The organism is Actinopolymorpha alba DSM 45243 (assembly GCF_000373925.1).
Lineage (GTDB): Bacteria > Actinomycetota > Actinomycetes > Propionibacteriales > Actinopolymorphaceae > Actinopolymorpha > Actinopolymorpha alba.
This window is the reverse complement of the sequence record NZ_KB892793.1, coordinates 1-24,523: the sequence shown is the minus strand read 5'-3', so window position 1 is coordinate 24,523 and position 24,523 is coordinate 1. Positions and strand designations below refer to the sequence as shown.

The following is a 24,523-nucleotide window of genomic DNA, read 5'->3' as shown; positions in this document are numbered from 1 at the left end:
TGGGTGCGGCCCGCGCTGGGGGAGCCGTCGCCTAGGCTCAGAAAAGTGGCAGATCCCGCAACCTATCGGCCGGCGCCGGGCTCGGTTCCCGACGCGCCGGGGGTTTATCGATTCCTCGACGACCGCCGCCGGGTCATCTACGTCGGCAAGGCCAAGAGCCTGCGCTCCCGACTCGCGTCGTACTTCGCCGATCTCGCGGCCCTCCACCCGCGCACCCAGGCGATGGTGCAGACCGCGTCCAAGGTCGAGTGGACGGTCGTCAACACCGAGGTCGAGGCGCTGCAGCTGGAGTACACCTGGATCAAGGAATATGACCCGCGCTTCAACGTCAAGTACCGCGACGACAAGAGCTACCCCTGGCTCGCCGTCACGCTCAACGAGGAGTTCCCCCGGCTGCAGGTGATGCGCGGGGCGAAGAAGAAGGGCGTGAGGTACTTCGGTCCGTACTCCCACGCCTGGGCGATCCGCGAGACGCTCGACCTGCTGCTGCGGGTGTTCCCGGCCCGCACCTGCTCCAAGGGTGTGTTCAAGCGGGCCGGGCAGATCGGTCGACCGTGCCTGCTCGGCTACATCGGCAAGTGTTCCGCGCCCTGTGTCGGCCGGGTCTCGGAGGAGGAGCACCGCCGGATCGTCGAGGACTTCTGCGACTTCATGTCGGGCCACGCCGCGCCGTACCTCAAGCGGGTCGAGCGCCAGATGAAGGAGGCCGCCTCGCAGCTTGAGTTCGAGCGCGCCGCCAAGCTCCGCGACGACCTGAAGGCGCTCGAGCGGGCCCTGGAAAAGAACACCGTCGTCCTGCCTGACGGCACCGACGCCGACGTGATCGCGCTGTCCGAAGACCAGCTCGAGGTCGCCGTCCAGGTGTTCCACGTCCGCGGCGGCCGCATCCGTGGCCAGCGGGGATGGGTCGCCGACAAGACCGACGACGCGGGCACAGGGGAACTCGTCGAACGCCTCCTCACCCAGCTGTACGGCGCGGAGTCCGGTGAGGCGGTGCCGCGGGAGGTACTCGTCCCGGCCCTGCCGACCGAGAGTGCGGCCCTTGCCGACTGGTTGGCCGAACGCCGTGCCGCCCGGGTCGATCTGCGGGTGCCCCAGCGAGGTGACAAGAGGGCCTTGCTCGAGACGGTCGCCCGCAACGCCCACCAGGCGCTCGGCCTGCACAAGACCAAGCGGGCGAGCGACCTCACGACTCGGAGCCGTGCCCTGCAGGAGATCCAGGAGGCGCTCGGGCTCGACGAGGCGCCGCTGCGGATCGAGTGCTACGACGTCTCCAACCTCCAGGGGTCCAACGTCGTCGCGTCGATGGTGGTTTTCGAGGACGGTCTGCCCCGCAAGAGCGACTACCGCAGGTTCACCGTCAAGGCGCGGGGAAAGGCGATGAGCGGTGCGCTCATGGACGAGGAGGGGCCGCGCGGCTCCAGCGACGTGGCGGCCATCCACGAGGTCATCACCCGGAGGTTCCAGCGCTACCTCGACGAGCGGTCGGAGACCGGCGAAATCGCTGATGGCCCCGAGGCGGACAGTGCTGAGGCCGACGAACCCCACGGCGAAGCAGGCGCCGAGCAACCCGCTGCCGCCGCGACGGCCGGTGCCACCGCGCCCGCCGGCGTACCCGCCGGGATCGACCCTGAGACGGGTCGGCAGCGCAGGTTCGCCTACGCCCCGGGGCTTCTGGTCGTCGACGGTGGCCCGCCCCAGGTGGCGGCTACCCAGCGGGCGCTCGACGAACTCGGTATCGATGACATCCCCGTTGCGGGCCTCGCCAAGCGCCTTGAGGAAGTGTGGTTGCCGGGCCAGGAGGACCCCGTGATCATGCCGCGCACCAGCGAGGGGCTCTATCTCCTGCAGCGGGTCCGCGACGAGGCACACCGCTTCGCGATCACGTTCCACCGGCAGAAGCGCTCCAAGTCGATGGTCGAGAGCATTCTCGACGACGTGCCCGGGTTGGGGGAGACCCGGCGCAAGGCACTCCTGCGGAAGTTCGGGTCGTTGAAGCGGCTGCGGGCGGCGTCCGTCGAGGAGGTCGCGGAGGTGCCAGGGATCGGCACGCGCACCGCCGAGGCGGTGGTGGCGGCGTTGCATAAGCCGGGGGCCGCCCGGCCGGCGATCAACACCGCGACCGGCGAAATCCTCGACGACGACACCGCGATCGAGGGTGACAGCGCACCCAGCGGTGCGCCCGCGACCGACGACGACACCGCGACCGAAAGCTCACCAGAGGATCCGACACCCGACCCGCCGTCGGCGGAGATGGAGAACGCAGGCATCATGCCTTCTCTTGAACACACACGGGGAGTGAGTCATGGCAACGCCTCCACCTGAGCTCGTCCTTGTCTCCGGCATGTCCGGAGCGGGGCGGAGCGCCGCGGCCGACGTCCTCGAGGACCTCGGCTGGTTCGTCGTCGACAACCTGCCGCCCGAGCTGCTGCCGACGATCGTGAAGCTGGTCGGCGGTGGTGACCGGTCGGTGTCGCGGATCGCCGTCGTGGTCGACGTCCGGTCCGGTTCGTTCTTCGCCGCACTACAGGGGGCGCTGGAAGCGTTGCGGGCGCGCGAGGTGCGCCCGATGCTGCTGTTCCTCGAGGCGAGCGACGAGGTGCTCGTACGCCGCTACGAGAGCGTGCGGCGGCCGCACCCACTCCAGGGCGACGGGCGGGTCCTCGACGGAATCGCCCGGGAACGCGAGGCGTTGCGGGAGCTGCGGGGCGACGCCGACCTGGTCATCGACACGTCCAACCTCAACGTCCACCAGCTCGCCGCCAAGCTCGTCAACGCCTTCGGCGGTGCTGACGACCACGCGCTCCAGGCGACCATTGTGTCGTTCGGCTACAAGTACGGCATCCCCGTCGACGCCGATCTCGTCGTCGACTGCAGGTTCCTTCCCAACCCGTACTGGGAGCCGGAGCTGCGCGGGCAGACGGGTCTCGACCCCGACGTTCGCGACTACGTTCTCAAGCAGGACGATGCTTTGCCGTTCCTTGATCAGTACGAAAGTCTCGTTGGCCTGTTGGCACGGGGGTATCTACGAGAGGGTAAGCGTTTCGTGACGATCGCGGTCGGCTGTACCGGCGGAAAGCATCGGAGTGTGGCAATGGCAGAGGAACTCGGCTCGCGCCTGCGGTCTGACGGCATCGGCAATCTCGTCCTCCACCGTGACCTGGGCCGCGAATGACGGCGCGCATGAGAGGTCGCCTCGACGACGGGGCCTGTGCGTGAGTGCCCCGTACGCCGGTCCGCCGGATCCGAAGATCGTGGCCCTCGGCGGCGGGCATGGCCTGGCCGCCTCGCTCACCGCCCTGCGGAAGGTCACCGAGCAGCTCACAGCCGTCGTGACCGTGGCGGACGACGGTGGCTCGTCGGGACGCCTCCGTAAGGAGTTCGGCGTACTCCCACCGGGTGACCTGCGGCAGGCGCTGGCCGCGTTGTGCGGCGACGACGAGTGGGGACGCACCTGGGCCGAGGTGTTGCAGCACCGGTTCTCCAGGGACAGCGAGCTCGCCGGCCACGCGGTGGGCAACCTGCTGATCGTCGCGTTGTGGGAGCGGCTCGGCGAGCGAGCGAGCGGAGTGGGTAGCGAGGGACGAGTGGGCCGCGGAGGGAGCGAGGAGCCGAACGCGACCATAGGCACTGAGCGGCTCGGCGGGAACGGCCTGCATGTGGACGGCCTGGACTGGGTGGGCCGACTGTTGGGCGCGCGTGGTCGGGTACTCCCGATGTGCTCGGTGCCGTTGGAGATCACCGCGCAGGTGGAAGGGCTGGATCCGCTGGACCCGGCCGTGGTGCGGGTCGTACGCGGGCAGTCGAAGGTCGCGGCGACTACCGGACGGGTCCGCAGCGTGGCCCTCGAACCCCCGAACCCTCCGGCGTGCCCCGAGGCGGTCGAGGCGCTGCGGGCAGCCGACGGTGTGGTGCTGGGTCCCGGCTCGTGGTTCACGAGCGTGCTGGTCCACCTGCTGGTGCCGGAGTTGGCTGCCGCCCTGCACGAGACCCGGGCCCGCCGGGTGCTGACTCTCAACCTCGCGCCGCAGGCGGGGGAGACGCGGGGGTTCTCACCGGAGCGGCATCTGGAGGTGCTCGCAGCACACGCGCCTGACCTCCGGATCGATGTGGTGATTGCCGACGACGCGTTTGTCGCGGACCAGCCGGCGCTCGCCGCCGCGGCCGCGATGCTGGGCGCGGATCTGGTGGTGGCTGATGTTGCCCACGAGGACGGTTCCGCGCGCCACGACCCCGAACGCCTGGCCCAGGTCTACGCCAAAGTGCTAGATATGTAACTCTGTGTGGCCAAAATAGAGGAGTCAACCATCGCTGGCTCGACCCATTTGCCGAAAGGATTCCTTATGCGTGGCAGGATCAGGCCATGGCGATGACGGCTCAGGTCAAGGCAGAACTCACGGGTACGACAGTGACGAAGCCCTGCTGTCGCAAGGCAGAGGTGTCTTCGATGCTTCGGTTCGCTGGAGGGCTGCATATCGTCAGCGGGCGGATCGTCATCGAGGCCGAGCTTGATACGGGCGCGTCGGCGCGGCGACTACGCAGAGAGATCGCCGAGGTGTTCGGGCACAGTAGCGACGTCCTCGTGCTGGCGCCGGGTGGGTTGCGCAGGGCTAACCGCTTTGTGGTGCGGGTCGTCAAGGACGGCGAGGCGCTGGCCCGGCAGACCGGCCTGCTCGATGGGCGCGGTCGACCGGTGCGTGGTTTGCCCCCGCAGGTGGTGAACGGTTCGACCTGCGACGCGGTGGCGGCCTGGCGTGGTGCCTTCCTCGCGCACGGTTCGTTGACCGAGCCGGGCCGGTCGGCCTCGCTGGAGGTGACCTGCCCAGGCCCCGAAGCCGCGCTGGCGCTCGTCGGTGCGGCCCGCCGGATCGGCATCGCCGCCAAGGCGCGCGAGGTGCGCGGCATCGACCGGGTGGTGATCCGGGATGGCGACGCGATCGGCGCGCTGCTCACCCGCCTCGGCGCCCACGAGTGTCTGATGGCCTGGGAAGAACGCCGGATGCGTCGCGAGGTACGCGCGACCGCCAACCGGCTCGCGAACTTCGACGACGCCAACCTCCGGCGTTCGGCGCGGGCCGCGGTGGCGGCCGGCGCGCGGGTCCAGCGGGCCCTGGAGATCCTCGGCGAGGAGGTACCCGACCACCTGAAACTCGCCGGCAGCCTGCGGTTGGAGCATAAGCAGGCGAGCCTGGAAGAACTCGGCCAGATCCACGAACCGCCGCTCACCAAGGACGCGATCGCGGGCCGGATCCGGCGGCTGTTGGCGATGGCCGACAAACGGGCAGGTGACCTCGGGATTCCTGGTACGGAGGCGAGCCTCACTCCCGAGATGATGACCTCCTGACCTGCGCCGGAGGCGCGCGAGGGCGGGTCACGGTGAGGCGGAAGTGACCCGATAGTCTCGTTGAAGGCGCCGTGGGGTGGCCCTAGAGCGGCTGGTTCCAGACGGCCCGTCTCGGCGTACATGGAGGGGAAACGACGCCAGGCAATGACGCCGGGCCCCTGTCCGCACACGATAGATCAGCAACAACCCAATGCGAGGGAGCATCCTGTGACCATTCGGGTAGGAATCAACGGCTTCGGCCGGATCGGCCGCAACTTCTTCCGGGCGGTCCTCGCCCAGGGGGCGGACATCGAGGTCGTCGGCGTCAACGACCTCACCAGCAACGATGTGCTGGCACACATGCTGAAGTACGACTCAGTGCTCGGCCGGCTCGACGCCGAGGTCACGTACGACGACGAGTCGCTCACGGTCAACGGCAAGTCGTTCCGCGCGACCGCCGAGACCGACCCGGCGAACCTTCCGTGGAAGGAGCTCGGCGCCGACGTCGTCATCGAGTCGACCGGGCGGTTCACCAAGGCTGAGGACGCACGCAAGCACGTCGCGGCGGGCGCCAGGAAGGTCATCATCTCCGCCCCGGCGACCGGCGAAGACATCACGATCGTGCTCGGCGTCAACGATGACAAGTACGACCCCGCGCAGCACACGATCATCTCCAACGCGTCCTGCACCACCAACTGCGTGGCGCCGATGACCAAGGTGCTGCTCGACAACTTCGGGATCGTCAAGGGTCTGATGACGACGATCCACGCCTACACCACCGAGCAGCAGCTGCTCGACCAGATTGCCGTGACCCGCAAGGGTTCGGTCAACCTGCGCCGGGCCCGCGCCGCCGGCATCAACATCGTCCCGACCACGACGGGTGCGGCCAAGGCGACGAGCCTGGTCATCCCCGAGGTCAAGGGCAAGCTCGACGGCATGGCGTTCCGCGTCCCGGTGCCGACCGGCTCGGTGACCGACCTGGTGGTCGACCTCGAGCGTGAGACGACCAAGGAAGAGGTCAACGCCGCCTTCAAGGCGGCCGCGGAGGGCCCGCTCAAGGACATCCTCGTCTACACCTCGGACGAGATCGTCTCCTCCGACATCGTCAACACCGCGCCGAGCTGCACGCTTGACTCCTCGCTCACGATGGTCAACGGCAACCAGGTCAAGGTGGTCGGTTGGTACGACAACGAGTGGGGTTACTCCAACCGTCTCGTCGACCTCGCGGGCCTCGTGGGTCGGTCTCTGTGAGCCAGGGTGCCGTGACCCTTTCGACTATCGACGACCTGGGCGACCTGCGTGGCCGGCGGGTCCTGGTCCGTTCGGATCTGAACGTCCCGCTCGACGGGGCGACGATCACCGACGACGGCCGGATCCGCGCCAGCGTCCCGACGATCCGCGCTCTCACCGACAAGGGCGCGCGGGTCGTCGTGACCGCCCACCTCGGGCGTCCCAAGGGCGAGCCCGAGTCGCGGTACTCCCTCGCGCCCGTGGCAGCCCGGCTCGGTGAGCTGCTCGGCCAGCCGGTCGCGTTCGCGACCGACACGGTGGGGGAGAGCGCGCGGTCCACGGTGGACGGCCTCGCCGACGGCCAGGTAGCCCTGCTCGAGAACGTCCGCTTCGACTCGCGTGAGACCAGCAAGGACGACGCGGAGCGGGGGGCGTTCGCCGACGAGCTGGCGGCGTTCGCGGACGCGTTCGTGTCTGACGGGTTCGGCGCCGTCCACCGCAAGCACGCGAGCGTCTACGACGTCGCCAAGCGCCTGCCGCACGCGGCCGGTGGACTGGTCCTCGACGAGGTCGAGGTCTTGCGCAAGCTCACCGAGGCCCCCGACCGGCCGTACGCCGTCGTCCTCGGTGGCGCGAAGGTGTCCGACAAGCTCGGTGTGATCGACAACCTGCTCGCCAAGGCCGACCTGTTGCTGATCGGTGGCGGCATGGTCTTCACCTTCCTTGCCGCCCAGGGCTACGAGATCGGCAAGAGCCTGCTCGAGGCCGACCAGATCGAGACCGTCAAGGGTTACCTGACGCAGGCCGGCGACCGGATCGTTCTCCCCACCGACGTGGTGGCGGCGACCGCCGTGTCGGCCGACGCTGAACACGCCGTGGTGCCGGTCGACGCGATCCCCAAGGACCGGATGGGCGTCGACATCGGCCCGGAGTCGGCCCGGCTCTTCGCCGAGAAGCTCGCCGACGCGCACACGGTCTTCTGGAACGGCCCGATGGGCGTCTCAGAGATCCCGGCGTTCGCCGAGGGCACCCGTGCGGTCGCCGAAGCGCTTACCAAGATCGACGGCCTCTCGGTGGTCGGCGGTGGTGACTCCGCCGCGGCCGTGCGCGCGCTCGGCTTCGCCGAGGACGCGTTCGGACACATCTCGACCGGTGGTGGCGCGAGCCTTGAGTACCTCGAAGGCAAGACGCTCCCCGGCCTGGCCGTCCTGGAGGACTAGACAGTGGCAACGAAACAGTCCGCTGGTCGCACCGTCTTGATGGCGGGCAACTGGAAGATGAACCTCGACCACCGTGAGGCGGTCCATCTGGTCCAGAAGCTCGCGTGGACGCTGCAGGACAAGAAGCATGACTTCGGTGCTGTCGAGGTCGTGGTCCTGCCGCCGTTCACCGACATCCGGTCGGTGCAGACCCTGATCGATGGCGACAAGCTGCGGTTGAAGCACGGCGCGCAGGACCTCAGCCAGCATGACGGCGGCGCCTACACCGGCGACATCTCCGGTGCGATGCTCGCCAAGCTCAGCTGCGCGTACGTCCTCGCCGGGCACTCCGAACGCCGGCAGTACCACGCCGAGGACGACGCCCTGGTCAACGCCAAGGTGCAGGCGGCGTTCCGGCACGGACTCACACCGATCCTGTGCGTGGGTGAAGGGCTGGAGGTCCGCAGGGAGGGCCGTCACGTCGAGCACACGGTCGCTCAGGTGCAAGCCGCCCTTGACGGCGTGAAGCCCGAGCAGGTCGCGGAGATCGTGATCGCCTACGAACCCGTCTGGGCCATCGGCACCGGCGAGGTCGCGACTCCCGACGACGCGCAGGAAGTGTGCGCGGCGATCCGTGCGGCCGTGGCGGAGCGGTACGACGCTGACCTCGCGGGTGCCGTGCGGGTGCTCTACGGCGGGTCGGTGAAGGCGGCCAACGTCGCGGGCATCATGATGCAGGCCGACATTGACGGGTGCCTGGTGGGCGGATCGAGCCTGGACGCCGAGGAGTTCGGGGGAATCTGCCGCTACCAGGACATGCCGGTGCTGCCGAGCTAGGGCACGAGGGGCACGATGAGCCGGCTGCCGCGTCCTTATGTCGTGGCCAGCTGCGCCGTCTCCCTGGATGGGTTTCTCGACGACAGCAGCGCTGCTCGGCTGGTGCTGTCCAACGAGGCCGATCTCGACCGCGTCGACGAGGTTCGCGCCGGCTGTGATGCGATCCTCGTCGGCGCGGAGACTGTCCGCCGCGACAATCCGCGCCTGCTCGTGCGGTCGGACGTACGCCGTCAAGCCCGGGTTGCGGCCGGGCTCCCCGAAAATCCGGTGAAGGTCACCCTCACCACGTCCGGCGATCTCGACCCGGATCGGGCGTTCTTCACAGCCGGCGACGCCCCCAAGCTCGTCTACGCCGCGAGCGGCGCGGTGGCTGGGTTGCGGGAGCGGCTCGGTGAGGCCGCGACCGTGATCGACGCGGGCAGTGTGGTGGACCTGCCGACTGTGCTGGCCGACCTCGCTGCCCGGGGCGTTCGCCGCCTACTCGTCGAAGGCGGCGGGCGGGTTCACACGGCGTTCCTTGGCGCCGATCTCGTCGACGAACTCCAGTTGGTGGTGGCGCCGTTCCTGGTGGGGGACGAGCAGGCCCCACGCTGGGTCGGGACCGGCCCGTTCCCGCACGATCCCGGACGCCCGATGCGGCTGGTCGAGGTGCGCCAGCTGGGGGAGGTCGTGCTGCTGCGATACGCCCTCACCGCCGCGGATCGGTTCTGGTTGGGCGAGGCGATCGAGGAGTCCCGGCGGTGTCCGCGCTCGGAGACCGCGTACGCCGTGGGCGCGATCATTGTCGACCGGGACGGTCGGGAGATCGCGCGCGGCTACTCTCGCGAGTCCGACCCGCGGGTGCATGCGGAGGAAGCCGCGCTCGCCAAGGTCGATCTCGGGGATCCGCGCCTGCCCACCGCGACGATCTACTCCAGCCTCGAGCCGTGCAGCGTTCGCGCCTCACGGCCGCGGCCGTGCGCGGAGTTGATTCTCGACGCGGGCATCCGGCGGGTGGTGTTCGCCTGGCGGGAGCCGGACCTCTTCGTCGACTGTCGCGGCGCCGAGGTCCTCACCGGCGCCGGCGTCGACGTGGTGGAGCTTCCCGACCTCGCCCCGTTGGTGCGCGACGTGAACGCCCACCTGTTCGCCGGCCGCCGCGGTCGGCCTGACGACAGGTGAGGCGGAGCCGCTCAGGTCCGGAGTGACTTGGTGTCGGAGACGGCGCCCTGCTTTTTGGTCGTGAAGTTGTACGACGATGCGGCGAACTTGATCGCCATGTTCTCGGTGAAGTTCTTGTCGCAGACCGCCCACTTGCCGTAGCCGTAGTTGTTGTAACACTCGCCCCAGCGGTCACCGACCTTCCAGGACATGTACGGCGTGTAGCCGTCGCGCCTGATGTCCTTGACCCAGAGCTTGTCGCCGTACTCCTGGAAGCACACCTTGGCGCGGTAGGACTCGACACAGTCCCGGGCGCCGACCAGGGCCGGGTCGGGCGTACCGGCCTTGCCGTAGTTGTTTTCGTAGCCGGCTGCGGCAGGCCCGGCCGTGGCGACCATCCCGACGGCGGTCAGTGCGAGGCTGGTGATGGCGGCGGCGATCCGCTTACGCGATTTCATGGCTTCCCCTCGTTGTGTTCTCGATACGCACCGAGGGTCGCAACGCCTGCTAAACAAACGCTAACGCTGCGCTATAGCGGCGTGCTGGTCTGCCTTCCCGGTTTCGTTGGGCGGTCGCGTCATCGTCGGGAAAGCCGAATCCAGATAAGTATTGCTGGGTTGTCATAGGTTTCTCGGCTAAGAGACCGAGAAACCTATGACAACTTAGGTTCCACCCTGATTTGAAGTTTCGGCGGGAGGTAGGCGACGGTGGACGACGCGGAGGCGGGCCGGCCGAGGGACACGCTCGAGCCGGGGCGGGCTGGCGGGCCAGGAGACGCCGGCACCTCGGAGAAACCCCTCCCGCTCCTTGTGGAGCGGGAGGGGTCCGTCCTCCGGGTGACGTTCAACCGGCCTGCGCTGCGCAACTCGATGACCTGGGCGATGTACGACGGTCTGGCCGGGGCCTGCGAGCGAGCTGACAGCGAGCCTGGCATCCGGGTGATGGTGCTTGCGGGCGCCGGCGGCGAGGCGTTCGTCGCGGGAACCGACATCGCGCAGTTCGCGGCGTTCGCCGACGGGCAGGCGGGAGTGGCGTACGAACGCCGGGTCACCCGGTTGCTGGACCGGCTGTCCGGCGTACGCGTGCCAACGGTTGCGGTCGTGACCGGCTACTGCCTCGGCGCCGGTCTGGCGCTGGCGGCGGCCTGCGACCTGCGGATCGCCACCCGCGCGTCAACCTTCGGTGTCCCGATCGCCCGGACCGTCGGCAACTGCCTGTCAACCCGCACCTGCGCGCTGCTCGTCGATCTACTCGGGCCGGGCAGGTTCCTCGACCTGCTGCTGACCGCTCGGCTGATGGATGCCGACGAGGCGTTGACGGCCGGCTTCGTCAGCCAGGTCTGCGAGGACGAGGAACAGCTCGCGACCCGGCTGGCTGAGCTGGTCGAGCGACTCCTCGGCCATGCGCCCCTCACGATGTGGGCGGCGAAGGAATCCGTCCGCCGGTTACGCGACCGGGACCGTCCCGATGACACCGACGTCCTGCAGCGGGTCTACGACAGCGCCGACTTCCGGACCGGGGTACGCGCCTTCCTCGCGAAGGAACGCGCGACGTGGACCGGCCGCTGAGGCACCGTCAGGGCACCCGGGCGGTCCACTCGCGGGTGGCGAACTTCTCGCGGGCAAGGGTCTCGGAGTCCTCGCGTTCGGCGGCGGTGAGCGCGTGGTCGACGAGGCCGTAACGCTTGCGGAAATGCGCCACCATCCGCTCGATGATCTCCTCCCGGGGCAGTCCCGTCTGACGGCGCAACGGGTCCACGCGCTTCTTGGCGCTCGGTGTGCCCTTGTCGGAGAGCTTCTCCCGGCCGATCCGCAGCACCTCGACCATCTTGTCGGCGTCGATGTCGTACGCCATGGTCACGTGGTGCAGGACCGCACCGGTCGCCAGCCGCTTCTGGGCGGCGCCGCCGATCTTGCCGGCGTCAGAGGTGATGTCGTTGAGCGGTTGGTACCACGCCTTGATGCCGAGGTCCTCGTTCAGGGCGCCGAGCACCCAGTCGTCTAGGTAGGCGTACGACTCCGTGAACGACATGCCGTGGATCAGCGAGGTCGGCGCGTAGAGCGAGTACGTGATCGTGTTGCCGGGCTCGATGAACATCGCGCCGCCGCCGCTGATCCGGCGTACGACCGTGATGCCATGCCGCTCGGCACCCGCTGCGTCCACCTCGTTGCGTAGCGACTGGAAGCTGCCGATCACCACGCACGGAGCCGCCCACTCCCAGATCCGCAGGGTAGGCGGGCGCCGGCCGTCGGCGACCTCGCGAGCGAGCACCTCGTCGATGGCCATGTGCAGTGCCGGCTCCTGCGGGCCGTCGTGGATCAGGTGCCAGTCGTGGTCGAGCCAGTCGGTGGCGCGGGCGAGTGCCCGCCGGGCCGCGATGGCGACGGCCTGCGCGGAGAACCCCAGCATCACCACCTCCGGGCCGAGCGCCGCTTCGAGGGCCTGAGTGAGGCGCGGTGTGTCGGACGCGGCCGGCATGCCGGCCAGGGCGGCGTTCATGCGTTCGAGGGCGTCGTCGGGTTCGAGGAAGAAGTCGCCGCTGACCCGTACCTCGCGAAGCGTCTCCGCGTCGTCGACCTCGAGGTCGACCACCACCAGCTTGCCGCCAGGGACCTTGTACTCGCCGTGCACGTCGCACCTACCCGCTCTTTGTGCCGTTGCCATGTGTCGCCTCACCGATGCGGTGACGCCATCACAACACCCAGGCCGGGCAATCTCTTTCCGGCGCCCTCAGCCGGCTCAGGCGCGCTTCTTGTGCGGCGGGATGGCTCGCACGCGCTGGTGACTGCTGACCCCGGTTACCTCAGTATTCGGGCCGCTCGGGTACACCCGACCGTATCGAATACTGAGAAATGCCCCGCTACGAGACGGTCTTCAGCACGGCGTCCACGACCGCCCGCGCCTCGGCCTGAACCTGGGCGAGGTGTTCGGGCCCCTTGAACGATTCGGCGTAGATCTTGTAGACGTCCTCGGTCCCGGAGGGCCGGGCCGCGAACCACGCGCTCTTCGTGGTCACCTTCAGTCCGCCGATCGGAGCGCCGTTGCCGGGCGCGGCGGTGAGCTTCGCGGAGATCGGCTCACCCGCGAGTTCGGTCGCGGCCACCTGCTCCGGTGCCAGCCGGGCGAGGGCGGTCTTCTGGTCCCTGCTGGCCGGGGCGTCGACCCGGGCGTACGCCGGACTTCCGAAGCGGCCGGTGAGGTCGGCGTACCACTCACTCGGCGACCGCCCGGTCACCGCCTCGATCTCTGACGCGAGCAGGCACAGCAGGATGCCGTCCTTGTCGGTCGTCCAGACAGTGCCGTCCTTGCGAAGGAACGACGCGCCGGCGCTCTCCTCACCGCCGAAGGCGACGGACCCGTCCAGCAGTCCGGGTACGAACCATTTGAAGCCCACCGGCACCTCCACCAGCTGCCGGCCCAGATCGCGCGCGACCAGATCGATCATCGACGAGCTGACGAGCGTCTTGCCGATCGCGGCGTCCGCCGGCCAGCCGGTCCGGTTGCCGTAGAGGTAGGAGATCGCGACGGCGAGGTAGTGGTTGGGGTTCATCAGCCCGGCGTCCGGCGTCACGATGCCGTGCCGGTCGGAGTCGGCGTCGTTGCCGGTGGCGATCTGGTATTCCGCCCGCTTGTCGATGAGGGACGCCATCGCCTGCGGGGAGGAGCAGTCCATCCGGATCTTGCCGTCCCAGTCCAGCGTCATGAACCGCCAGGTCGGATCGACCAGCGGGTTGACGACCGTGAGGTCCAGGTCGTACCGCGTGCCGATCTCGCCCCAGTAGTCCACGCTCGCGCCGCCCAGCGGGTCGGCCCCGATCCGGATGCCGGCCTGCCGGATGGCGTCCAGGTCGAGTACCGACGGCAGGTCGGCGACGTACGCGTCGAGGAAGTCATAGCGTCCCGTCGTCTGGGCGGTCCGGGCGCGGGCCAGCGGGATCCGGCGTACCCCGTCCAGGTCGTCGGCAAGCAGCGCGTTGGCGCGGTCCTGGATCCACCGGGTCACGTCAGTGTCGGCGGGTCCGCCGTTCGGGGGGTTGTACTTGAATCCGCCGTCACTCGGGGGATTGTGCGAGGGCGTGACAACGACCCCGTCGGCGACGCTGGCGGTGCGGCGGCGGTTGTGGTTCAGGATCGCGTGCGAGAGCGCGGGGGTCGGGGTGTAGCCGTCCCGGCTGTCGACGAGCACAGTGACGGCGTTCGCGGCGAACACCTCCAGCGCCGACACCCAGGCCGGCTCGGAGAGCGCGTGCGTGTCCCGGGCGAGGAACAACGGGCCGTCGATGCCGTTCGCCTGGCGGTAGTCGACGATCGCCTGGCTCACCGCGACGATGTGGTCCTCGTTGAACGACAGAGTGAGGCTCGACCCGCGGTGCCCCGACGTACCAAACGACACCTGCTGTTCGGCGATCGCCGGATCCGGATGCTCGGCGTAGTAGGCGGTGACGAGGTGCGGGACGTCCACCAGGTCAGCCGGCTCCGCGGGCTTGCCGGCACGTGGGTGAAGACTCATCTGGTCGCCCTCTCGGATCGGCTGCGGGACGGGGTACGCAGGGCACCAGCCTGCCAGGTCCGCCGACTGAAACTGGATTGTCCGTCCCGGCGATGCTTCTCACTCCGCTGCGCCCTAACACCTCACCGGTTCGAACTTCGCGGTGGGCGCCCTCGGTGGGTCCCTTTTGTGGGATCTGTCAACTATGGACGGTGTGTAGCGGAATACCGCAGAATGAGCTGCATGCGTAGACGTGTCGTCGGTCTTTTGGCCCTGCTCGTTGGGCTAGTCGGCCTCGCTGGTCCGTCTCAAGCCGCCACAGATGCGACGTCGTTCGCGGCTCCAGCCGCGTTCGGCGAGGCGGCGGATCCTCCGTACGGCGATCCGATGTACCAGTTCCTGTTCGAGGGACGCATCTTCGACGGCTATGACACGCCGGACCGTGCCAAGGTGAACTATGCCGTGGCGTGGCTCAGGGTCACCGACTACACGGCCAAGGAATTGAGGATCTTCGACAAGGAACTGTACTCCCGGTTGGATCGCTACCGGGGCAAGTGGAACGAGGCGATCTATCGCAAGCTGCGCACGGCTGCCGAGATCAAGCGGGAGGATCGCGAACTTTTCGCCGAGCTCACAGAGCTCGGGATGAAGCCGGACGATGTGACCCTGCAGGTGGTCGCCAGGAGCGCTCGATACCGCGGTGAGGTAGTAGGCCATTCCGAGGAGCTCATTCTCCGGCGACTCGGAGAAATCGAGTACACGTTCAAGCGGCTGCATCAGGGCGCCACGCTTGCGCAGATCGAGAAGGAGCTGGAGAAAGGGCCTGACCTCCCGTCCGAGCGACTGATCGGCGGCGCTTCCGAACGAGAACCTTGCGATTACACGGGTGGACCCCGATGTGCTCGATACTCCAAGGGAATGAGGTCCTTGGTGCCTTACGGAACCGAGGAGGAGAAGAAGAAGGCGACGCCTCGCCTCCAAGCCTTCATTCGGCAACAGAACGAATGGCGGGCTCATAGCGTCGACGGACTGTTTGACCCGCCATCGACCGGGGGCTCAAAGCGAAAGGGTGGTGGTTCGACGGGGAATGGCGACGGCACGGCTGGGACGCGCGGCTCAAAATCGCCCCGACAAGCGGTGGCCGGAACCGCGATCGGTGCCCCTGGCGGTATCGACTTCCGCACCGTCGAGTTGCGGTATCTCTCGGCTTACCCAGGGGATCGACCTGGGTTCACCTATGGGCTCACCGCGCAACGAAGCTCTGGACAGGATGCTGCTGCCGGCCGGCAAAGTCTGCGTGAGGCTTCCGACTCGTTCTTCGTTTGGCTGGCTCTTGATCCATCGAAATTCTGGGTGAGCCTGAGTCCCAACGAGCCCGATAGGGTCGTCGACAAGCAGCTCGGCCGTACCGATGTCGGAAAGATCCTCCTCGAGGCCGATCTGCGGTTGAAGAAGCTCGACGCAGAGCTGCTCTATCGGGATACCAAGCTGGCAAGGGAGTTCTGGAAGCGGTTCCAGAGCTACAACGTTCGTGGATGCATAGGCCAGCGCCTATGGATAACCCCTGGAGAGGCGAAGGTCTACACCGAGGGGGACGAGCTTTACATCCTCGATGCCCCCTTGAAGGTGGAGGCAGAACCGATGGACATCGGCGATACCGGGAACCGCAGGCGTCTGGGATGCGCGCGTCAGGCGGAGGGCGTCGAGGCAAACGTCTCCGCGACATTTAACTCGCTCGTCCTTCCTCGGATCGTTCGAGAGGTCAACGAAGGCGCGGAATTCGCTGCCTTGCGGCGGATCTACCTCAGCCGGATCGCCGCCGAGTGGGTCCGCGAACGGACCGCGGTTCAGGAGACCGGGTTGGAATACCTCATCGACAGCGGTGACATCTCCAGCTGGACGTCAAAACGGCAGTGGTCTCCGAATGCCATCTTCGAGCGCTATGTGAGGGATTACGATAAGGCGGGGTTCTGTTTCAAGCGCCCTTCGACCTGCACCGAGGATGAGTTCTACCGCGCCAAGTCCGGGGGCGTCAACTTCGGCAGGGTCGTCGAGCGACACGTGAGTAGAGCCGAGTTCGAGGCAAAGTGGCCACAACTGGCGACCAGTCGGGCTTACCTGAAGGGCGCCAGCGTGTCCCAGCCGAATCCGGGCACCGAAGCCGCGCCCATCAAGCCGAAGACGCCGGAATCGTCGAGCCCTTGGGCGGCGCTCTCGGAGATCGCGGGATCCAACCGCGATCTGGGGATCGGGCTGATAGTCGTTGGCGTACTGGCCCTACTCGTCGGCTGGCGGATCCTCGACCGTCGGCGTCACACCCGGCCCCCATCAGCCGACGCATGACGGCTCACGGACTGCTTGACAGGCGATTCCTGTAGTTCCGTTGAACGGCCGATACGGTCGCGCAGGCCAAGGAGGGAGCTCATGAGTGGCAACTCCATCAGATGCCGGATCGACGTCCCAGGCCGGGACGTCCATCCTGCGAGATCGGCGCAACTGGATCGCCTTCGTGGTCGGATTGGTTGTCGTAGTGGCCGGAGTCGCCCTTGTGTGGCCGAAGAGCGGCCCGCCGGCCGCGCCGGAGGACTTCTGCTCGTTCATCGGCAGGGAGACGCTCGCCAAATACGTGCCGAATCCCGAGCTGAGCCATGAAAGAACCGCGCCTTCGTACACCATCTGCTCTGCTCGATCGTCGTCCCGTGACGTCATCCTCAGCATGTCTCTTTCGCGAGAGGAGAACCCTGTCGATGACCTCGCCGACATGTGCCGGCGGGAGAGGCTGAACTTCGAGGATGCCCATGTGATAACGCCCCCCGAAACGGCCGAGTTCGGTGATCGGATGTGCGGCATCGTCGACATCAATCAGTACCATCACGACGCTATGTTCTATGTCGTTCAGGGTGGTGACCTGATTTCCGTCCGGTACGTTGTTCGGGCGGAGCGCGGGAAGAACGCGTTGCCGCGCGCGTTGGAGTTGACGCGGCTGGTCTTCGCTAAGCTTCGATGACGGGAGAATCACCTATGACAACGCCAGCAGAGGCCGGCTCGCCGTCCCAGACCGGGGCTTCCCTCCTACGAGATCCACGCAAGTGGATCGCTATCGCTGCCGGGGTCGTCGTCATAGTCGCTGGAATCGTACTCGTGTGGCCGAAAGGTCAACCGGAGGAGGTACCAGACGACCTCTGCGCTGTTATCGGCGAGGAGACGCTCGCCAAGTATGTCCCGGACCCCAAGCTGCAACCCGACAAGATCGGGCCCGACCTCGCAGATTGTGATGCCGACTCACCCTCGGGTGACTTCAAACTTGACATCAGCCTCTCACGAGGCGAGGGTCGCGACGACGATTTTGCCGAAGCGTGCCAAGAACTGAAGTCGCGGGAGGATATGAAAGCGGAAGACCTGATAAAGCCATCCGAGACAACCGAGTTCGGCGATCAGCTGTGTGGCTGGATCTTCGCCGAACGCAGTAAGTCCGCAGTCGTCCGGCTCATGAACTACAGTTCCGTCCATGTCATTCACGGCGATGATCTGGTCTCCATCAGGTATGACGGTGGGACTGGAAGTAGGAGCTACCAGCTTCGGCGCACGCTGGACCTGACACGATCGGTCCTCGCGAACCTTGAATGACTGCCCAGTCAGCGTCCGTTGCGCCTGGTCCACCGTTTGGCGGGCTGTACGTGAAGCCTGCCAGGTCCGCCGGCTGAAACTGGGTTGTCCGGCGGAGCCGCCGCGACGGAGAATGCCGGCTCGTGACTGTTTCTTCACGCCTGACCCGTCGCCTTGCCGCGCTTCGGCCTGATCTCACCCCGCTGCGAACGTCCCGCGACTTCCGGTTGCTCTGGATCGCCGGCACGGTTTTCTATCTCGGCGGGATGGTGTCGTACGTCGCCCTCCCTTACCAGCTCTACCACCTCACCGGCTCGAACTTCGCGGTGGGCGCGCTCGGGTTGGTGCAGCTCATACCCCTCATCGCGTGCGGGTTGTACGGCGGCGCGCTGGCGGACCGGGTTGACCGGCGGAAGGTCCTCGTCGCGACCGGTGTGGCGCAGTCGGCCCTGACCGTCGTCCTGCTCGTCAACGCCGCCTTGCCGAAGCCATCCGTGTGGGTGATCTATGCGGTCGGCGCTCTGCTCACGGTCGCCCAGTCGCTGCAGCGGCCGAGCCGGGAGGCCCTGACCGCTCGGGTGGTCCGCCACGACCAGCTGCCGGCCGCGATCACGCTCTCCTCGATCGGGCTGCAGACCGGCATGCTCGCCGGTCCCGCGCTCGGCGGACTGATCCTCGCCAGCGGGGGAGCGGCCTGGGCGTACGCCATCGACGTCGCCGGGCTCGTGATCGCTACGGGGCTGTTCGTGGCGCTGCGGCCGTACCCTCCGCTGCAGGAGAGCGTGCAGTCGGGGTTCGCGGGCGCGGTCAGGGGAATCGCCGACGGACTGCGGTATGCCGTGGCGCGCAAGGACCTGCTCGGCACTTACGTCATCGACCTCACCGCGATGCTGCTGGCCATGCCGACGGTGCTGTTCCCGGCGTTCGCTGCGGGCGTCTTCCATGAGCCGGCGGCGCTGGGCCTGCTGTACTCCGCGGGCACGGTGGGTTCGCTGGTGGCGACCGCGACCAGCGGTTGGATCTCGCGGGTGCACCACCACGGTCGCGCGGTGGTCCTGGCTGCCGCGAGTTGGGGCGGTGCGGTGGTCCTCGCGGGGCTCTCGCCCTCACTCTGGCTCGCGGTCGTGGCGCTGGCGGTGGCGGGCGCCGCCGACATGATCAGCGGACTCTTCCGCAGCATCATCTGGAACCAAACCATCCCCGACGAGCGTCGCGGTCGCCTGGCCGGGATCGAGATGCTGTCGTACTCCATCGGGCCTCTGGGCGGTGAGGCGCGATCCGGGCTGGTCGCGGACGCCACCAGCGTGCGGACGTCCATCGTGAGCGGCGGGGTGTTGTGCGTCGTCGGGGTGGGGCTGGTCGCGACCTGGCTACGGGAGTTCTGGGGGTACGACGCCCGCACGGACGAGCATGCGGTGAGGGAGCGGGAACTCCGCGAAGCCCGGGCCGCCGCGGAGGCCACCCCGGACCCGGCGCCCTTGTCGCCGTAGCACCGGTATCGCGGTACTGCTGGTATCGCCGCAATGCCGGCCGCCTCGATCTGTTCTTGATCAATCTCGATCCTGCTGGTCGCCGGTGATAAGGCGGGAAGCTGGCGGCGCTGGTATCGACGTGCTGTCCGGCTTGCGGATGCGCGGTTCGACAAGCATCTAGCCGGAATGAGGCACTCCGATCCGGGTTCGACGTCGACGTAGGAGGACCGAGACTGATGGGCGCACGTGGCGTAGGTGGGAGGACGTCGAGACGTCTCTTGACGTCGATAAGGAGGCGGTGGCGCGGCGCGAGGCGCAGATGCTCGCCGAGGTTCACGCGTACGAGCTGGCCGAGATGCGCCGCAAGCAAGGGTTGACGCAGGAGGAGGTCGCCGCGGCGATGCGAGTCACCCAGTCCAGGGTGTCCCGGATCGAGCGCGGCGACCTCGACCGGTCTGAGGTGGCGACTCTGCGTGCCTACGTCGAAGCGCTCGGCGGCACACTCGAGATCGTCGCGGACTTCGGCGGCCAGCGGGTCATCGTCAGCTGAGTGGCGTCAGCTGGCGCTCGGTCCTCCTTGGAACGGGAAGAGCGGCCGCCACTCGCGCAGGTCCACGATGTCGTAGACGTCCTCAGAGGTGTAGGGGTCGTTGGCGAGGATCTCCCGCACCTCGGCCTCGTCCGCGACGTTGTAGAGGAGCAGGGCGCCGGTGTCGTCGGTCCATGGTCCGGAGGAGACCAACTTGCCGGCCGCGTGCAGAGATGTGAGGTATTCCCGATGGGCGGGCCGCACATCGAGGCGCCGATCGTTGTTCTTGAACGCGAGTACCACCGCAAAGATCGCCATAGCGGCAAGAGTAGCCATGCCGGGGGACGCCAGCCGCCGCGGTGTGTCGTAGTCTTGGTTCCTTGTAGCCGGTCGTTGCTGTTGTGAGATCTAAGGGGTTCATCGGAACGTGGTCACCGCACTGTCGATTCTGCTGATCCTCACGAGCCTCGTGCTCGTGCTGCTGGTCCTGCTCCACAAGGGCAGGGGAGGCGGCCTCTCCGACCTCTTTGGTGGTGGTGTGACCTCGAGCCTCGGGGGTTCGTCCATCGCCGAGCGCAACCTCGACCGCATCACGGTTGGTACGGGCATCATCTGGTTCGCCTGCATCGTGGCGCTCGGGTTGCTGCTCAAGTTCAGTTAGGTCCACTCATCGAGGGACGCGCGGCAGTCCTGCCGTGACGGACCCAGGGTCGCACTCGTTTATGTCGATGTGTTGACTTACTCTTTTCCATGTCCTGACTTCCCCTGATTCGTCGCCCGTCCGCCGTACATCACGAGGGAGATCTTTCCGTGGCAAGTGGCAGCGCCATTCGAGGCAGCCGGGTCGGTGCCGGTCCGATGGGAGAAGCCGAGCGAGGTGACACCGCGCCCCGCCAGAGGGTCACCTACTTCTGCGCTAACGGGCACGAGACCCGCCCGAGCTTCGCGCTCGACGCGCAGGTGCCCGACTCCTGGGACTGCCCTCGTTGTGGTCTTCCGGCCAGCGTCGACTCGGGCAACCCGCCGCCGGTCCCGAGGAACGAGCCGTACAAGACCCACTTGGCCTACGTCAAGGAACGCCGTACGGACGCCGAAGCCCAGCAGATCCTCGAAGAGGCCCTTCAGCAGCTTCGCGCCCGGGTTAGCCGCGGCGAGATCATTCTTTGACCGCTGGAGATCGCGCACTCCAGCCACTCGCCGTCGAGCCGGACGGCAGCAGACTCCTCTTGTTCACACGTGGACCAAAGGGGACGCTCGTTGAGCAGGCACGGCACATACCGTTGCCGCTCGCGCTGGTCGTCCTGTCCCGACCTCTACCGAACACCGCCATCCGGCCGAAGCATGTCGGCCTGAGCGGGGAGGCGCTGCCTGTAGGCGCGGTCTACGCCGCGTCTGAGTCCGTCGGGTCTGAGAGCCCTGGTGATCTGGATCCGCCGGGCGGTTCGATCGGCACGGCGGGAGACCGGGCGGTCACCTTCGAGCCGAGCGACGAGATCAGCGCGCTTCACTGGTCGCGGCCGGGAGAGCACCTGGACTGTCCCGCATCGACTCGTTGATCGCCACGCTGGTGATCGACCCCAGCCTGACCTGAACCCCCTTCGGGGCATTCCTTTCGCCTTTCCGTAGGCCCGGCCGAGGCCGGACAGGACGTCGTTCCTCGTGTTGTCGGCGTAACCGCCACGACGTACTGTCCTGGACATCTCTCCGGACATCCCATGTCCCACGTCCGATGTCATCCGTGCTGTCGCTCATCGGAAAGGAGCCCGTCCGTGGCCGTCACGAGGAAGCTGGCCGTAGCCGTGGCCTGCGTACTGCTGCTCGGCGCGGGAACGCTGCCCGCCCAGGCGGGGAGCGCACCCAGCGGACCGGCCAGCGCGGCGCCCGACACCTCGAACGACCCGACCACGCCGGCGTCTGGCGAGCCGATGTTCGACGAGCAGGTGCTCTTCCAGGCTGGTACCCAGGGCTACAACTGCTTCCGGATCCCGGCCATCGTCAGGGCGAAGGACGGCACCCTGCTCGCGTTTGCCGAGGGCCGGGTGAGTAGCTGCTCGGATACCGGAGACATCGACTTGGTCCTGAAGCGGTCGAGCGACGGTGGGCGGACGTGGGGCCCGCCGCAGGTGCTCATCGAAGGCAACGGCGACACCCGCGGCAATCCCGCACCGGTGGTCGACCGGGAGTCTGGTCGGGTTGCGTTGCTGTCGACGTACAACCCGGGTGGCAACCAGCACATCCGCCGGCCGTTCCTGCAGTACAGCGAGGACAACGGCGCCACGTGGACCAAGCCCCGCGACGTGACCGAGGACATCAGCCGGCCGGAGTGGGAGTGGTGGTACGGCACGGGGCCCGTCCACGGGATCCAACTCGAGCGGGGGCCGCACGCCGGGCGGCTCGTCGTACCGTCGTACTTCAATGAGGGCGACGGCAGTCAGGGTGGCGTCGTGCTGGTCCACAGCGACGACGGTGGACTGACCTGGCAGCGCGGGGCGATCGATCGACGGTCCAGCCAGACGATGATCCCGGGTGAGAACGCCATCGTCGAACTCGTTGACGGCCGGATCTACGACTCTGCCCGCGAGGGCGGGGTGGACCCGGAGCCGGGCAACCGCGCGTCCGCGGTCAGCGGTGACGGGGGAGAGACGTGGGACGCGCCGTTCGTGACCGATCCGTCGATCGTGATGCCAACTGTGCAGGGTTCGCTACTCCGCCTGCGAAGCGTGGACGGCGGTGACGATCACAACCGGATCCTGTTCGCCGCGCCGGCCCATCCGGCCGCGCGCGAGGTGATGACGGTGCGATCGTCGTACGACGAGGCCGCGTCGTGGGACACCTGGGAGCAGGGCAAAGTCATCCACTGGGGACCGTCCGCCTACTCCGACATGGTGGAGGTCGTCGATGGCGTGGTCGGATTGATGTACGAGGCCGGTGGATTCAGCCCGTACGAGTCGATCCGGTTCGCGCAGTTCAATGAGGCCTTCCTCGCGGCTCCGAACGGCGATCCACCGGGAATCCCACCACCGTCGGCTTCGGGACCCACCACGCCGGACCTGGCGGGGCGTGACAATCCGGCGTACGGTGCGGGGCGGCGCCGAGTTGGTGAAGGGCCGGTTTGGGAAGGCGCTCGACCTGGACGGCGGCGATGATCGGGTCGAGGTGCCGTTCACGCGGTCGCTGGACCTCGGCGCCGACGACTTCACCTGGTCGACGTGGATCCGCTACAACGCCACGACCGGCATGCACACGCTGATGTGGGCCTACCGGATGGGATCCGGCACAACCCCGCAGGTGTGGCTGCGTGCCGAACCCGGGAGTAGTCGGATTCGGGCGTTGCTTGGCACGGGGTTCGGCAGCGTGACACTGACCGCGCCGGCGGCGTACAACGACGGCGCCTGGCATCACGTGGCGTTGCGGCGCGCCGGCCGGCAGTTCGTCATGTGGGTGGACGGCCGGCAGGTCGCTTCTGGTGTCGGGCCACGTGGATCGGTGACCGAAGGCAAGGAGTTCGGGGTCAGCGGCATTCACCTGGGCCAGCGAGTTGATGGGACGGGGCGGTTCCGCGGCACGATCGACGAGGTGCGGATCTACCGACGCGCGCTGTCGGACGAGGAGATCAGGCTCTTGAGCACGTCCTCCGCTCCGGTCCATGGAGCGCTTGAGCTCCGCCTTCCGTTCGAGAAGATCACCAACGAGTGAGCTGCCCCGGACGATCTCCGCGGGTCGGGGGTGGCCGGGCTGCGCGCGGCCCTGACGGCGTACAAGCGGCTGAGGACGGCGGTGTCGGTACGTCTGAAGCGCCGCTCGCGGCTCACCACATGGAGGAGCAGGAACGCCGGGCGCTCAAGACCCCTTGTTTTCAAGGGCTCTTGAGCCTGTCGGCGTGTTTTCTTGTCCCGCGTCTTCCCGCGCCGGTTAGAACGGCGGCGGATCGGGATCGCTGGGTTCGACGGGGTCGGTGAGGCGTGGTGGGGTGACCTTGTACTGCCGGCTGTGGGGGTCGGTATATCGAAGGTGGCCTGGGCTGGTTTGTTCGACTTTCCAGTGGCCTTCGGTTTTGACGCGGTGGTGGCGTCGGCATAGTGGTGCCACGTTTTCGACGGAGGTCTCACCACCCTCGGAGTATGGCTTCGTATGGTCGAGGTCGCAGTTGATGGCTGGGCGTCTACAGAGCATCCAGGTGCAGCGTTGGTTGAGTGACTGCACGAACTCTGCCGGAAGTCCGCGTAAGAAGCGTTTGGACAGCGGATGCAGGCTCAGCAGCTGTCCGGTGACGGGGTGGGTGATACCGATGGCGAACATGGCGTCGGGGTTGTCGAGATGGTTCGCGATGAGTCGCCGCGCTACTTCGGTGAGCACGGGTCCGAACCCGCCAAGCTCCGCTGGCCGCTCCGCAAGCTCGAACAGGGTCGTGATCGGCGCGTTCAGCTGGAGTTTCGCCTTGATCGCCGCTCTCCAGGACCGGAACGCGGCCGGGATCTCCTGCTCTGGGATTGGTTCCCGGTCAGCGTCGCCACCCGGACCGCGTCCGGGTTCGCCGCCTCCCATGGCCGCGTCGCCCTCACCAGTTGCTCCGTTATTGCGGGCCTGACGTGCGGGCCGGTCCAACGGGTGGGGGTAGGTGGCAGGTTTGCAGTCCTCACACGGGCAGCCCGCAAGGTGGTGGTCGTGGTCGCACCCGCTGTGCCGACACCCACCCTG

24 protein-coding genes are annotated in these 24,523 nt (G+C 67.6%); 19 read left to right on the top strand and 5 right to left on the bottom strand.

Translation table 11 applies throughout. From position 1 onward, the window contains the following. The first annotated feature begins 45 nt into the window (after positions 1–45). From uvrC to B141_RS0131260, 8 genes are all read left to right on the top strand, one after another. The gene (uvrC, locus tag B141_RS0131295; protein ID WP_020579141.1) at positions 46–2,325 is read left to right on the top strand and encodes an excinuclease ABC subunit UvrC; all 2,280 of its coding nucleotides are present in this window, start codon (positions 46–48) and stop codon (positions 2,323–2,325) included. Then, positions 2,306–3,175: an RNase adapter RapZ gene (gene rapZ, locus B141_RS0131290; RefSeq protein ID WP_020579140.1), complete on the top strand. Its 870-nt coding sequence runs from the start codon at positions 2,306–2,308 to the stop codon at positions 3,173–3,175. Before uvrC ends, rapZ begins: the two co-directional genes overlap by 20 nt. 40 nt (positions 3,176–3,215) lie before the next feature. Further along, on the top strand, positions 3,216–4,277 hold the full coding sequence (locus tag B141_RS0131285) for a gluconeogenesis factor YvcK family protein (protein ID WP_020579139.1): 1,062 nt from the start codon (positions 3,216–3,218) through the stop codon (positions 4,275–4,277). Between the two features lie 86 nt (positions 4,278–4,363). Beyond that, positions 4,364–5,344, top strand: coding sequence for a DNA-binding protein WhiA (gene whiA, locus B141_RS0131280; RefSeq protein ID WP_020579138.1), 981 nt, complete (start codon positions 4,364–4,366; stop codon positions 5,342–5,344). A 207-nt stretch (positions 5,345–5,551) separates the two neighbouring features. Then, positions 5,552–6,574, top strand: a complete 1,023-nt coding sequence (gene gap / locus B141_RS0131275; RefSeq protein ID WP_020579137.1) for a type I glyceraldehyde-3-phosphate dehydrogenase — start codon at positions 5,552–5,554, stop codon at positions 6,572–6,574. Positions 6,575–6,585: 11 nt separating this feature from the next. Continuing rightward, a complete protein-coding gene (locus B141_RS0131270) occupies positions 6,586–7,773 on the top strand; it encodes a phosphoglycerate kinase (RefSeq protein WP_040422862.1) in 1,188 nt (395 codons plus the stop codon). Positions 7,774–7,812: 39 nt separating this feature from the next. Then, complete coding sequence (tpiA, locus tag B141_RS0131265) at positions 7,813–8,589, top strand: triose-phosphate isomerase (RefSeq protein ID WP_020579135.1); 777 nt, start codon at positions 7,813–7,815, stop codon at positions 8,587–8,589. A gap of 15 nt (positions 8,590–8,604) precedes the next feature. Continuing rightward, complete coding sequence (locus tag B141_RS0131260) at positions 8,605–9,750, top strand: dihydrofolate reductase family protein (protein WP_020579134.1); 1,146 nt, start codon at positions 8,605–8,607, stop codon at positions 9,748–9,750. Between the two features lie 11 nt (positions 9,751–9,761). Here the strand turns inward: B141_RS0131260 and B141_RS46430 are convergent, their stop codons facing one another. Further along, the gene (locus tag B141_RS46430; protein ID WP_020579133.1) at positions 9,762–10,187 is read right to left on the bottom strand and encodes a hypothetical protein; all 426 of its coding nucleotides are present in this window, start codon (positions 10,185–10,187) and stop codon (positions 9,762–9,764) included. A 249-nt stretch (positions 10,188–10,436) separates the two neighbouring features. Between B141_RS46430 and B141_RS0131250 the strand changes: the two genes are divergently transcribed. Continuing rightward, positions 10,437–11,297, top strand: coding sequence for an enoyl-CoA hydratase (locus tag B141_RS0131250; protein ID WP_020579132.1), 861 nt, complete (start codon positions 10,437–10,439; stop codon positions 11,295–11,297). A gap of 7 nt (positions 11,298–11,304) precedes the next feature. On the opposite strand, the gene B141_RS0131245 is transcribed toward B141_RS0131250, so the two are convergent. Both B141_RS0131245 and pgm read right to left on the bottom strand, forming a co-directional pair. Beyond that, positions 11,305–12,360 carry a lipoate-protein ligase LplAB gene (locus B141_RS0131245; RefSeq protein WP_020579131.1) on the bottom strand — a complete coding sequence of 352 codons (1,056 nt, stop codon included), beginning with the start codon at positions 12,358–12,360 and terminating at the stop codon, positions 11,305–11,307. A 229-nt stretch (positions 12,361–12,589) separates the two neighbouring features. Continuing rightward, entirely contained in the window at positions 12,590–14,239 is a 1,650-nt protein-coding gene (gene pgm, locus B141_RS0131240) for a phosphoglucomutase (alpha-D-glucose-1,6-bisphosphate-dependent) (RefSeq protein WP_020579130.1), read from the bottom strand. A 222-nt stretch (positions 14,240–14,461) separates the two neighbouring features. Between pgm and B141_RS0131235 the strand changes: the two genes are divergently transcribed. From B141_RS0131235 to B141_RS0131215, 5 genes are all read left to right on the top strand, one after another. Beyond that, entirely contained in the window at positions 14,462–16,561 is a 2,100-nt protein-coding gene (locus B141_RS0131235) for a hypothetical protein (RefSeq protein ID WP_020579129.1), read from the top strand. 85 nt (positions 16,562–16,646) lie between these two features. Then, positions 16,647–17,225 carry a hypothetical protein gene (locus B141_RS0131230; protein WP_020579128.1) on the top strand — a complete coding sequence of 193 codons (579 nt, stop codon included), beginning with the start codon at positions 16,647–16,649 and terminating at the stop codon, positions 17,223–17,225. 14 nt (positions 17,226–17,239) lie between these two features. Next, a complete protein-coding gene (locus B141_RS0131225; protein WP_157181433.1) occupies positions 17,240–17,845 on the top strand; it encodes a hypothetical protein in 606 nt (201 codons plus the stop codon). Between the two features lie 122 nt (positions 17,846–17,967). Next, entirely contained in the window at positions 17,968–19,314 is a 1,347-nt protein-coding gene (locus B141_RS0131220; RefSeq protein WP_020579126.1) for an MFS transporter, read from the top strand. 280 nt (positions 19,315–19,594) lie between these two features. After that, positions 19,595–19,846, top strand: coding sequence for a helix-turn-helix domain-containing protein (locus tag B141_RS0131215; protein ID WP_020579125.1), 252 nt, complete (start codon positions 19,595–19,597; stop codon positions 19,844–19,846). A gap of 6 nt (positions 19,847–19,852) precedes the next feature. Here the strand turns inward: B141_RS0131215 and B141_RS0131210 are convergent, their stop codons facing one another. Beyond that, positions 19,853–20,143 carry a YciI family protein gene (locus B141_RS0131210; RefSeq protein WP_020579124.1) on the bottom strand — a complete coding sequence of 97 codons (291 nt, stop codon included), beginning with the start codon at positions 20,141–20,143 and terminating at the stop codon, positions 19,853–19,855. A gap of 109 nt (positions 20,144–20,252) precedes the next feature. Here B141_RS0131210 and secG point away from each other — a divergent pair, with 109 nt between their 5' ends. The 5 genes from secG (at position 20,253) to B141_RS50975 (ending at position 23,521) form a co-directional block, all read left to right on the top strand. Further along, positions 20,253–20,486, top strand: coding sequence for a preprotein translocase subunit SecG (secG, locus tag B141_RS0131205; protein ID WP_020579123.1), 234 nt, complete (start codon positions 20,253–20,255; stop codon positions 20,484–20,486). Between the two features lie 149 nt (positions 20,487–20,635). Then, positions 20,636–20,992, top strand: a complete 357-nt coding sequence (locus B141_RS0131200; RefSeq protein ID WP_020579122.1) for an RNA polymerase-binding protein RbpA — start codon at positions 20,636–20,638, stop codon at positions 20,990–20,992. Further along, positions 20,989–21,381, top strand: a complete 393-nt coding sequence (locus tag B141_RS0131195) for a hypothetical protein (RefSeq protein ID WP_020579121.1) — start codon at positions 20,989–20,991, stop codon at positions 21,379–21,381. The genes B141_RS0131200 and B141_RS0131195 overlap by 4 nt, the downstream gene beginning before the upstream one ends. A 213-nt stretch (positions 21,382–21,594) precedes the next feature. Beyond that, entirely contained in the window at positions 21,595–22,971 is a 1,377-nt protein-coding gene (locus B141_RS43800) for a sialidase family protein (RefSeq protein ID WP_202805986.1), read from the top strand. Beyond that, the gene (locus tag B141_RS50975) at positions 22,925–23,521 is read left to right on the top strand and encodes a LamG domain-containing protein (RefSeq protein ID WP_202805985.1); all 597 of its coding nucleotides are present in this window, start codon (positions 22,925–22,927) and stop codon (positions 23,519–23,521) included. The genes B141_RS43800 and B141_RS50975 overlap by 47 nt, the downstream gene beginning before the upstream one ends. Positions 23,522–23,737: 216 nt before the next feature. Here B141_RS50975 and B141_RS0131185 read toward each other — a convergent pair. Further along, a partial coding sequence (locus B141_RS0131185) for an HNH endonuclease (RefSeq protein WP_237742853.1) occupies positions 23,738–24,523 on the bottom strand: 786 nt, incomplete at its 5' end.